The organism is Streptomyces sp. NPDC002265 (assembly GCF_040296125.1).
GTDB lineage: Bacteria > Actinomycetota > Actinomycetes > Streptomycetales > Streptomycetaceae > Streptomyces.
This window is the reverse complement of sequence record NZ_JBEOWS010000055.1, coordinates 25220-36645: the sequence shown is the minus strand read 5'-3', so window position 1 is coordinate 36645 and position 11426 is coordinate 25220. Positions and strand designations below refer to the sequence as shown.

Below are 11426 nucleotides of genomic sequence, written 5' to 3'. Positions count from 1 at the left end.
GCCTTCGTGGCCACACCCCCGCCCCCACCGCGGCCGCACGCCCTCAGGTACCGGTCGCGGAGGTGTCCGGGAGGGCGGCGGTCGCGGACGTGTCCGGGAGCCACTCGCGCAGCTCCTCCCTGAGCGACCGCTGGAACGTGGTCAGCAGCGCCTGCACGATCAGCGGCTGCATGTGCGCGGACAGCTCCTTCACCGCGCGGGCGTCGCGCTGTCCGACCTCGCCGCGGAACAGCCGGGACAGCTCGTGCGCCGCCGCCCGCGAATGCTCCAGGAGCACCTTCCTGGCCGCGAGGACCGACTCCTCGGCCAGCGGTACGTCCAACAGCTCCACGCCGAGCCGCAACAGCCCGAGGTCGACGCGGTAGCCGTCCTGCGTCCGCTCGACGACGTCCATCGCCACCAGCCGGTCCACCTCCTCCTCGGCCAGCGGCCGCCCCGCCCGGCGCCCCAGCTCCGCACGGGACACCGACTCCACCGCGTCCGGCGCCCAGGAGGCGACCACCGCGCGGTGCAGCGCGAGGTCCTGCGCGCTCAGGTCCGAGGGCAGCCGGCTCAGATAGCGCTCGATCGCCGCCAGCGTCATGCCCTGGTGCTGCAACTCCTCGATCAGCGCCAGCCGCGCGAGGTGCTCGCGGCCGTAGTGCCCCACCCGGCGCGGACCGATCTCCGGCGGCGGCAGCAGACCCTTGGTGCCGTAGAAGCGCACCGTGCGCACGGTGACGCCCGTGCGGGCGGCCAACTCGTCGATGGTGAGGGTCGGCTCCTGCTCCCCGGCGTCGGTCGTCATGCGTAGCAGTATCGCTGTCCCACTCCCGCTGTGACAGTCCTGCTGCGACGGAGCGGCGCTGTCAGTGGCATCGCCTACGGTGGCGGCATGGGGGAGATCACGTATGTCCGGGGAGACGCGACCGTCCCGGCGGGGCGGGGCGTCAAGGTGATCGCCCATGTCTGCAACGACATGGGCGGCTGGGGCAAGGGCTTCGTCCTTGCCGTGTCGCGCCGCTGGCCCGAGCCGGAGGCGGCGTACCGCGCCTGGCACCGAGCCCGCGCGTCGAACGACTTCGGCCTGGGCGCGCTGCAACTCGTCCGGGTCGAACCGTATGTGTGGGTGGCCAACATGATCGGCCAGCACGGCATCAGAACCGGCAGCAAGGGTGTCCCCGTGCGCTACGAGGCCATCGACACGGCACTGGGACGCCTGGCCGACCGGGTGATCGAACTGGACGCGTCGGTCCACATGCCCCGGATAGGCTGCGGACTGGCCGGTGGCAAGTGGCCCCGCGTCGAGCCGCTCGTCGAGGAGCGACTGGTGCGCCGGGGCATCCGAGTGACGGTGTACGACCATGGGGAGATGCCGAGTTGAGCCGTGACATCGACGTCCTGGTACTGGGCGGAGCGGGCGTGGACACGATCGTGTACGTGCCGGAGCTGCCGCTCCCGTACGCCGACAGCTACATGATCGACAGCGGGATCCGGGCGCGCGCCGGACAGACCGGAGACTTCGTCGCCCTCGGCCTGAGCGCCCTCGGCCTGCGCACCCACCATCTGGACCTGCTCGGCGACGACCCCGAGGGCGAACTGGTGCGCGCCCTGCACCGGGAGAAGGGCATCCCCCTCACCGCGATCCCGCAGCCCGCGGGGACCAAGCGCGCCGTGAACCTGGTGAGCCCGGACGGCCGCCGTCTCTCCCTGTACGACAGCAGCCGCGGCCACCCCGACGACCGCCTCCCCGAGGCCACGGTCCGGGCCCTGGCCGAGGCCAGCCGGCACGCGCACGTGTCCATCACCCAGCCGTGCGAGCACGCGCTGCCCGTGCTGCGCGAGGCAGGCGTGAGCATCTCCACCGACCTGCACAACTGGGACGGGGTGAACCCCTACCACGAGTCGTTCGCGTATGCCGCGGACGTCGTCTTCCTGTCCACCACCGCGCTGTCCGACCCCGAGCGGACCATGCGCCGCATCGTCGACCGGGGCCGGGCCGAGGTGGTCGTGGCCATGGCCGGAGCCGAGGGCGCCTATCTGCTCGCCGACGACGAGCTGACCCGCGTACCGGCGCTCGCGCCCCCGTCACCGGTGGTGGACTCCAACGGCGCGGGCGACGCCTTCGCCGCCGCGTTCCTCTTCGGCTGGCTGAACCGGGAGGCACCGCAGCGCTGCGCCCGGTACGGCACGGTGGCCGGCGCCCACGCCTGCACCGTGCCGGCCACCGTGGCCGACGCGATCGGCCGGGACGAGCTCCTCGCCCGCGTCGCCGCGTCGGAGGCGGGCACCACCGCACGGCAGTAGACCCTCGGACGCCGGCTCGGGGCGGGAGCGGCCGGACGGCCCGGTGCGGAGGGGCCGCACCGACCGGCGCGGAGGGGCCGCACCGCCCGGGGCTCTCGCTCCGGGCCGTCCGGCGCCTCCGCGGGCGATCAGCGTCCGTGGACGTCGTTCGTGGCCTCGATGCTCTTCCACGACGCGGGCTGCACGGGCGTCCTGGCGGCCCGCGCGAGGGAGGCCGTCGGGGCGGCCGTCGTCGCGGCCGGCTTCGACGGCTGGAACAGCCAGGTGTCGAACAGGGCCGTGAGCGACCTCCCGGACACCCGCTCGGCGTACGCCCGGAAGTCGTCGACCGACGCGTTGCCGTACGCGTGCTCCTGCGGCCAGCCCTTCAGGACCTTGAAGAACGCGTCGTCGCCGATCGTGTCGCGCAGCGCCTGGATCGCCAGGGCTCCGCGGTCGTAGACGGCGATGTCGAACTGGCCGTCCGGGCCCGGGTCACCGGGCTTCACGGACCAGAACGCGTCGTCGGCCGGGTGCGAGGCGTACACGTAGTCGGCGAGTTCCCGGGTCGTGCCCTCGCCCTCGTGCTCGGACCACAGCCACTGCGCGTAGCGCGCGAACCCCTCGTTGATCCAGATGTCCTTCCAGCCCTTGAGGGACACGGAGTCGCCGTACCACTGGTGGGCCAGCTCGTGCACGACCACCGAGGTGTTGGAGCCGCTCGCGAACTGCCGGGGGCTGTAGTAGACGCGGGTCTGGGTCTCCAGGGCGAACCCGGTGGTCGTGTTCGGCACGTAGCCGCCCGCCGAGCTGAACGGATACGGCCCGAAATAGCCGCTCAGCCAGTCGACGATCTCGCCGGTGCGCTCCACGCTCGCCCGTGCCGCCCCGTCGTTGTCGCCGAGGTCCGCGCTGTAGGCGTTGACGACCGGGACACCGCCCTCGGAGGTGCCCGTCGTGACGTCGAACTTCCCCATCGCCAGGGTGGTCAGATAGGTCGCCTGCGGCTTGGCGGACCGCCAGCTGTAGCGGGTCCAGCCCAGCTTGGACACCGCGGACTGGAGGGTGCCGTTGGAGATGGCCTGCGTACCGTCCGGCACGGCCACCGACACGTCGTAGGTCGCCTTGTCCAGCGGATGGTCGTTGCTCGGGAACCACCACCAGGCGGACTCGGGCTCGTCGGCCGCGACCGCGCCGTCGGGTGTGCGGTGCCAGGTGCTGAACCCGTAGGCGCTCTTCGTCGACGGCACCCCGCTGTAGCGGATCACCAGGGTGACCGGCGTGCCCTTCGGGAGCGGGCTCTTCGGGGTGATCACCAGCTCGTGCTGACCGGAGGTGGCGAAGGCCGCCCTGGCGCCGTCGACCCGCACCTCGCTCACGTCCAGCAGGAAGTCCAGGTCGAAGCTGGACAGGTCCTGCGTGGTCCGCGCCTGGATGGTCGCCGTGCCCTCCAGCTCGTCCGTCGCCGGCCGGTAGGTCAGCCGGAGGTCGTAGTGGGAGACGTCGTAACCGCCGTTGCCGTAGTACGGGTAATAGGGATCGCCGATGCCCGGGGCGCCGGGTGCGTAGCCTGCGGCCGAGGCCGGGATCGCCAGCAGGAGGGAGGCCGCCGCGAGCACGCCCGGCACGAAGATTCTGCGGTGCACGAGAACTCCAAGTCGTCGGGACATGAGGTCTGTTCGGAGCCTATTCAGTCCCGGTGGCCGCAGACCTGTCCACAGCCCCTCGTGTCACACGATCGCCATTCGGCCGACACGTACCCGCTCGCATTCCGACGCCCACTCAGATGTGGTCTTCTGTAAGGGAGTTGGCCGGGGTACCGTCCGCGCATGCCGAAACGCACGCGCTTCATGACCTGGAGAACGCTCGCGACCCTGGCCGTCGCAGCCCTGATGGCTGCCTTCCTCACCCCCGCGGCCGCCCGGGCCGCCGTGCGGGAGAGCCGACCTGTCTACTCGTACGCCGACGCCATCCGCGAGGCCGTCTGGGTGGACACCGGCCTCGACTCGGACGGCGACGGGAAGACCGACCGGGTCGCCGCCGACATCGTCCGGCCCGCCGAACCCGCCCGCGAGGGCCGCAAAGTGCCCGTCATCATGGACGCCAGTCCGTACTACTCGTGCTGCGGCCGGGGCAACGAGAGCCAGTTGAAGACCTACGGCGCCGCCGGGAACGTCGTCCAGATGCCGCTGTTCTACGACAACTACTTCGTGCCCCGCGGCTACGCCTTCGTCGGCGTCGACCTCGCCGGGACCAACCGCTCCGACGGCTGCGTCGACGTCGGTGGCCGCTCCGACATCCAGTCCGCGAAGGCGGTGATCGACTGGCTCAACGGACGGGCCAGGGCGTACACCACCCGCACCGGGACGACCACGGTGAAGGCCGGCTGGACCAACGGCAGAACGGGCATGATCGGCAAGAGCTGGGACGGCACCATCGCCAACGGCGTCGCCGCCACCGGCGTCAGGGGACTGAAGACGATCGTCCCGATCAGCGCCATCTCCTCCTGGTACGACTACTACTTCGCCCAGGGCGCCCCGCTCTACGACTCGGGCCCCGACTGGCTCTCGGACTACGTCGACAGCCCCGACGCCCGCACCAGGTGCGCTGCCGTCCAGCAGAAACTCGTCGACCAGGCCCCGCGCACCGGCGACTGGACCGGCCTGTGGACCGAGCGCGACTACGTCAAGGACGCCGGCCGGGTACGGGCGAGCGTCTTCCTGGTCCACGGCATGCAGGACCTCAACGTCCGCACCAAGAACTTCGGCCAGTGGTGGGACGCCCTCGCCCGCAACGGCGTCGAACGCAAGATCTGGCTCTCCCAGACCGGTCACGTCGACCCGTTCGACTTCCGCCGCGCCGCCTGGGTCGACACCCTGCACCGCTGGTTCGACCACGAACTCCTCGGCTACGACAACGGCATCGACCGCGAACCCATGGCCGACATCGAACGCCACCCCGACCAGTGGGCCACCTCCACGGTCTGGCCGCCGCACGGAACCCGGGCGACCACCCTGCATCCGGCGGCCGGCGCCACGGCGGGCGTCGGCACCCTGGGCCTCGAGCACGGCACCGGCACCGCGACCTTCACCGACGACCCGCGGCTCGACGAGAGCGACTGGGCGGCGCGGACCGACACCGCCACGCCCGAGAAGGCCGGCTTCGTCACCGGGCCGCTCACCACGGACCTGCGGCTGTCCGGCTCCTCGAAGGTCACCGTCGCCGCGACCCCGACGACCGCCTCGGCCCACCTCACGGCCGTCCTGGTCGACCTCGGCCCGGACACCGTCCGCGACTACGCGGCGAACGGCGAGGGGATCACCACCCTCACCGACCGCACCTGCTGGGGCGTGAGCAGCGCGGGCGACAGCGCCTGCTTCAAGGAGACCCGGGCGAAGACCGCCGACGTCGGCTTCACGGTCCTCAGCCGCGGCTGGGCCGACCTCGGCCACTACGCCTCCGCCCGGCACGGCGTCCCGCTCGTCCCGGGCCGGACGTACACCATCACCCTCGACCTGGCCGCCACCGACCACGTGGTGCCCGCGGGCCACCGGCTGGCGCTGATCGTGGCGGGCACGGACCGGGACCTCATCGATCCGCCGTCCACCACCCCGACCGTCGCCCTGGACCTGTCCCGCACCTCGGCCCGGGTGCCGTTCGTCGGCGGCGCGGCCGCCTTCGCGAGGGCCACGGCCGGATCGGCGTACTCCGCGCCCGCCTCCGCGCGAGCGGCGCAGGTCACGACCGCTGCCGAGACCCCGGCCGGCGTACGGGAGCCGTCGGCCGTCCACCGGATCCCCTAGCGGCGCACAGCCGGCTTCCGCAGCGGCTCGGCGGGAGGCGGCCGCGAGCGCGGCCGCCTCCTCGGCGTACTCCCGTGGGCACGGAAACCGGTACGGACGACAGGACAGGTGCGCCGGACGGAGTGCCGGAAGCCGTAAATATCACCGGCACGGGATCAAAGGGGAGATCGGCACCTTGCGGACGACGAGAGCCGAGAGGGACGATCGGAAGCGGCACACGGTGAGGGACGGCCGGTCCGGACACGGGGGTGAGGGTGAGCGAGCGCAATCTCACGCAGGAGGAGGTGGACGCCCTGCCGTTCGAGAACAATCTGTCGGACGGTCACGCGTTCCGCTCCTGGACCGACGCCGAATTCGCGATCATCGCCGATTCGGCGCGATTCTTCTCCGAATCCGACCGCCGGGGCGGGCGGCTGGCCGAGGCCGAGTACATCCGCCGCTACCTCGCGCTCGGCGCACAGTCGTACATCCCTGAGCACTTCACGGGACTGATGTCCTACTCGGCCTCGATGGCCGTCGAGATCGTGGCCAATCTGCTGCGCCTCAGGGGACTTTCCGTGGCCCTGATCGAACCCTGCTTCGACAACATCGCCGACATCCTGCGGCGCCACCGCATCCCGCTCCAGCCGTTCCCGGAGACCGTGCTGACGGAGGGAGCGGCCGCGCTGGAGGGGCTGCTGGAGACGCTCACCGCGGACGCGGTCTTCCTGGTGAGCCCGAACAACCCCACCGGCACCGTGACCGACGAGCAGGCGTTCACCCGGATCGTCGAATACTGCCGGGCCGAGGGGAAACTGCTCGTTCTCGACGGCTGCTTCCGGGTCTACCTGTCCGACGAGCAGGTCTACGACCACTACCGGATCCTCGCCGACTCCGGAATCGACTGCGTGGTCATCGAGGACACGGGAAAGGTCTGGCCCGCGGCCGAGCTGAAGGCGCCCTTCCTCAGCGTCTCGCCGAGGCTGACCGGCGAGATCGCGGCGATGCACTCGGACTTCCTGCTCCACCTCTCGCCCTTCACCGTCCGGCTGATCACGGAGTTCGTGCGTCTCGCGGAGGAGGACGGCGGCCGCTATCTGCGTGAACTGGTCGCGCGGAACCGGACGCTCTTCCAGAACGCCGTCCCCGGTTCGTTCCTGCGGACGGACGACACCCGGAAGCTGGGCCTGGCCTGGCTGGAGGTGACCGCCGACGGACTGGACGGAGAGCGCGTGCGCAGGCTGCTCGCCGAGCGGGACGTCCACGTCCTGTCCGGCGAGCGGTTCTACTGGAACTCACCGCACCTGGGCCGCAGGCATCTGCGGATGGCGCTGCTGCGCGACCCGGAGGTCATCGACCGGGCCGCGGCGGTGATCGCCGGTCTCTGGGCCGAACTCGGCGACGGCTGATCACGGAGGCAGGGGCACCTCGGCGAGGGCGCGGGCCGAGCGCAGGGTGTCCGGGTGGTCCTCGCCCAGGACACGGCAGCGCCGTTCCCAGGTGTCGTGGTGCAGTTCGCGGGCGCGGATGTAGTCCTGGAGGGCGCACAGATCGTCCGCGAAGCTGTAGGCCGAGCGCAGCGTGTCGGGATGGTTGTCGCCGTTCAGCTGCCGGCGCCGGTTCCAGACGTCCTCGTTCAGCGCCCGTGCCTGCGGATAGTCGGCCATCCGGTGGAGCGTGATGGCCAGGTAGTGCGTCGAGCGCAGGGTGTCCGGGTGGTCCTCGCCCAGGAGTTGGCGCCGCTGGCCCAGCACCCACCGCTGCATCTCCAGGGCCCGCTCCAGCCGGCCCAGGTCGCACAGGTCGGAGGCGAGGTGGTGCGCGGAGTGCAGGGTGTCGGGGTGATCCCTGCCGAGGACCTGCCGACGCCGCCTCCAGACCTCCTCGTTGATGTCGCGGGCCCGTTCGAGCTCGCCGAGTTCATACAGGTCGGACCCCAGGTAGTGGGCCGACTGAAGGGTGTCGGGGTGGTGCTCGCCCAGCAGCCGGCGGCGATGCTTCCACCCCTCCTCGTCCAGCGCCCGCGCCCCGGCGAAGTCCCCCAGGTCGCAGAGGTCGGCCGCGAGCTGGTGCGCCGAGCGGATGGTGTCCTGGTGGTCCCTGCCGAGGGTCCGGCGCCGCCGGTCCCAGACGTCCTGGTCGACCTCGCGGGCCCGCGCGTACTCACCGAGCTCGAAGAGGTTGGACGCGAGGTTGTAGCCGGAGTGGAGCGTGTCGGGATGGTCGGGGCCGAGCCGGTCCGTCCAGGACTCCTGGGTCATCCGGCAGATGTCGACCGCGGACCGGGACTGGCCCGAGAAGTACAGGTACCGCTGCACCTTCAGGACCAGGGTGCGGAACGCCTCCGCGTCCAGCTGGGTCCCGGGCAGGGCCGCGGCGGACGACAGCAGTTCCCGGACGTGCGGGACGACCAGCCCGTACTCGGGCCAGGACTCGGGTGTGTCCGGGTCGCCCAGGGCGATCGTGGCGAGCAGTTCCTCGGCGGCGTGGTGAACCACCCCGCGCTCGTCGGACGGAAGCTTCTCCCGGAGCAGGGCGTGCACGAGGCGGTGCATCTGGAGGGCGTTGTCGGCGTGCCGGGCCAGCCCGAGGGTGACGATCTTGCGGACGGCCAGCGCGGCCGTCGCGGTGTCGCCGAGCCGGACGCCGAACCGGGGCGGCCCGACGGCGGGGTCGGAGCCCAGCGGGATCGGCTCCGGGGCGAGGAACGCGAGCCGGTCGAGCAGGGCGGCGGCCGCCGGACCCGCGGTCGTCACCAGTCGGTCCCGGCTGGTGACCACCACCGACACCAGGCCGGGGTGCGCCGAGACGGTGCGGTCGTCCAGGCCGCTGGCGGCGGGCTGGGACCCGAGGAGCCTGAGGTAGTCGGAGGTCGCCAGGCCGGTCTCGTCCAGGAAGCAGCCGACCTGCTCCACCGAGAGGGGCAGATCGCCCACCGCGGCGGCGACCCGGTCGGCGTCGTCGGGCGACAGGGAGGGGCAGCGGCGCGACAGCAGCGTGATCGACTCGTCCCGCTCGAACTCGGTGACGTCGATGCGGGTACCGATCCGTCCGATCCGGGGATCGCGGCCGGTGATGAGCAGCTTCCCTCCGTCGGGCGGGAGCAGGTCGTTCATGGCGCCGAGATCGTCAAGGTTGTCGTACACCAGCAGCCAGTCCCGCCTGGCCGCCAGTTCCACCCACAGGGCCCGGATCAGCAGGGACGGCTGGGCGGCGGTCAGTCCCAGATGGGAGGCCAGCGCGGTGAGGCTCGCCATCACCGCGGCGAGCTGGTCGGCGCCCACCCACCACACCAGCCCGTACTCGTCGGCGTGGCGATGGGTGTATTCGAGGGCCAGTTGGGTCTTGCCGATGCCGCCCATCCCGATGAGGGACACCACTCCGTGGTCCTCGACGCCGTCCTCCCGCGTGTGCCGCATGCTCGCGTCGACACGCTCCAGGAGGGCGGTCCGCCCGGTGAACGCCGCGTTGCGCGAGGGAAGGGCCTGGATCGGCCTCGGACGGGTGACCGGCGCGTTCGGCGGCGCGGTCGTCAGATGCAGATGGTCGATGCGCGTGGCCACGACTCCGCCGGCGACCGCCGCCGTGCGGGCCGCGATCGTGGGCTGTGCGGAGACTTCTCCGGAACCGCTCAGCCCTCGTGCGGTCCCGGCGTCGAAGGGTGTTGTCCGGTCGTCACCCCTCCCGAGACGTTCCCGCCGACCACGACGCCACCGGTCTCGACCCGCAGGTCACGCGCCGCGTTGACGCCGCCCTGCTGCGCCAGTCCGGCCTCGTGGCGTTGCAGGCGGTCGACGGCCGCGGCCAACTCGGCGGCGAAGCCGGAGTCTTCCTCCGCCAGGTCGGCGATGGCGTCCGTGGCCCGCCGTGTCGTGCGCTCGGTCACCTCGCCGTCGCCGGCCTGCTCCAGCAGCCGGGTGACGGCCGGGTCGTCGCCGACGACCCCGCTGACCAGTTCGTGCAGGGCGTCCATGCCGTCGTCGAGGACTCGGTCGACTTCGGCGTCGGCGCGGGAGCCGACCCGCCGCACTTTCCTCACGAGGTAGCCGACGGCCGCCGCGGCCACCAGTTCCAGTCCGGGTATGGGCACTGTCCCTCCCAAGCTGTCGCCTGAGTCAAGTAAACACCACGACGGGCCAGTTGCTACCGAATTGTGCTCCGCCGCGGGCAGGCCGGAGCGTACGGCGAAGATCAGGTGAATGGTCCGCATCAGGTACCTGGCCGCGCGGGGAACTTGGCGGAATATGTCATGCCGTGATCGGAACGTCCCCACGCTGGGAATACCCACAGCATGTCTGCCGCGTACGCGACCTTCGGCCTGGCCCCGGCGACGCGCGCCGGTGCGATGCTCGCCGGCGGCGGATACCAGGTCCACCGGGACTTCCTCGACTTCGTCGTCGACGGACGCCCGCTGCTGCACCGGCTCTGCGACCTCGACGCCGTCTCCCCGCTCGCCTCCGACGTACCGCCCGCGATCTTCACCGAGCAGGTCCGCGGCCTGCTGCTGGAGGCGGGCGCACCACTGCCCGGCGGACGGCACGTCATCTACGGCTGTCCCGAGTGCGCGGACCTCGCCTGCGGTGCGGTCACCGCCGTCATCGACGCGCACGGCGACGACTACGTCTGGCGGGACTTCGCCTGGCAGACGCGGCCGGACGTCGACCTGGAGCTCGACGGCTACCACGGCATCGGCCCCTTCCGCTTCCGGGGCCACGAGTACCGCGCGGCCCTGCACGCGCTGCTCGGCGACGCCGACGGCGGCATCGGAGCCGACGGCGGCGACGGCGAACCCGGCCGGGACCGGCATGACGCCTTCGCCCGTACGGGCCGCCGTGTGCTGCTGATCGGCGCCCGGGTCGCCTTCCTGGCCAGACTCGCCGCGGCCCTGCGCATCATCGGCATCGGCGCCGACATCACCCGCGACGCGCAGGGCGTGCCCGCCGACGAACTGCGCGCGTACGGCGCCGTCGTCTTCGGCGCCACGGTCGGCGCCGGGCAACGCGCGGGCGTACGCGACGCCTTCGACCGCGCCGGGCTCGACATCGCGTACGTCGACGGCCCGGCCCCCATCGTCCCGCTCCTGGTCGCCCGGATCGAGCACGCCCTCGACCGCAGCCCCGCCGACCAGCGCCGGCTGACCGGGCTGGCCGCCGCCGACGGCGGGGCCGACGTCGAGGTGACCTCGTCCTGCCGGGTCCGCCTCACCGCCTACCGTCTCGACCGGCTCTCCCGCACCCGTACCCACGAGCTCTTCGACGGCATCCTGGAACCCGGCCGGCACCGCATCGCCCTGGACCCCAAGGCGGTCCGGGGCGCCTCCTTCGTGGTGGCCAGGACGTCGGGGAGCGTCCTGGTGGCGGCGCTGCCCGGCTGACCGGC

General features: G+C 72.1%; 9 protein-coding genes. 5 read left to right on the top strand and 4 right to left on the bottom strand.

From position 1 onward, the window contains the following. Positions 1-43 precede the first annotated feature (43 nt). Positions 44-787 carry a MerR family transcriptional regulator gene (locus tag ABT085_RS13130; protein ID WP_351605618.1) on the bottom strand — a complete coding sequence of 248 codons (744 nt, stop codon included), beginning with the start codon at positions 785-787 and terminating at the stop codon, positions 44-46. Between the two features lie 87 nt (positions 788-874). On the opposite strand from ABT085_RS13130, the gene ABT085_RS13125 reads away from it, so the two are divergent. Both ABT085_RS13125 and ABT085_RS13120 read left to right on the top strand, forming a co-directional pair. Further along, positions 875-1363 (top strand): macro domain-containing protein, encoded by a 489-nt coding sequence (locus tag ABT085_RS13125; RefSeq protein ID WP_351605616.1) that lies wholly within the window; start codon positions 875-877, stop codon positions 1361-1363. After that, complete coding sequence (locus ABT085_RS13120) at positions 1360-2286, top strand: PfkB family carbohydrate kinase (RefSeq protein WP_351605613.1); 927 nt, start codon at positions 1360-1362, stop codon at positions 2284-2286. The genes ABT085_RS13125 and ABT085_RS13120 overlap by 4 nt, the downstream gene beginning before the upstream one ends. 128 nt (positions 2287-2414) lie before the next feature. On the opposite strand, the gene ABT085_RS13115 is transcribed toward ABT085_RS13120, so the two are convergent. Then, the gene (locus ABT085_RS13115) at positions 2415-3911 is read right to left on the bottom strand and encodes a M1 family metallopeptidase (protein WP_351605611.1); all 1497 of its coding nucleotides are present in this window, start codon (positions 3909-3911) and stop codon (positions 2415-2417) included. Between the two features lie 183 nt (positions 3912-4094). Between ABT085_RS13115 and ABT085_RS13110 the strand changes: the two genes are divergently transcribed. Both ABT085_RS13110 and ABT085_RS13105 read left to right on the top strand, forming a co-directional pair. Continuing rightward, positions 4095-6068, top strand: coding sequence for a Xaa-Pro dipeptidyl-peptidase (locus ABT085_RS13110; RefSeq protein WP_351605608.1), 1974 nt, complete (start codon positions 4095-4097; stop codon positions 6066-6068). Positions 6069-6322: 254 nt separating this feature from the next. Then, the gene (locus ABT085_RS13105; protein ID WP_351605605.1) at positions 6323-7456 is read left to right on the top strand and encodes a pyridoxal phosphate-dependent aminotransferase; all 1134 of its coding nucleotides are present in this window, start codon (positions 6323-6325) and stop codon (positions 7454-7456) included. Here ABT085_RS13105 and fxsT read toward each other — a convergent pair whose 3' ends face one another. Both fxsT and ABT085_RS13095 read right to left on the bottom strand, forming a co-directional pair. Further along, entirely contained in the window at positions 7457-9610 is a 2154-nt protein-coding gene (fxsT, locus tag ABT085_RS13100; RefSeq protein WP_351605602.1) for an FxSxx-COOH system tetratricopeptide repeat protein, read from the bottom strand. A gap of 68 nt (positions 9611-9678) precedes the next feature. Continuing rightward, positions 9679-10137, bottom strand: coding sequence for a hypothetical protein (locus ABT085_RS13095; protein WP_351605599.1), 459 nt, complete (start codon positions 10135-10137; stop codon positions 9679-9681). A gap of 201 nt (positions 10138-10338) precedes the next feature. Here ABT085_RS13095 and ABT085_RS13090 point away from each other — a divergent pair, with 201 nt between their 5' ends. Then, positions 10339-11421, top strand: coding sequence for an oxidoreductase (locus ABT085_RS13090; RefSeq protein WP_351605596.1), 1083 nt, complete (start codon positions 10339-10341; stop codon positions 11419-11421). Positions 11422-11426: the final 5 nt, after the last annotated feature.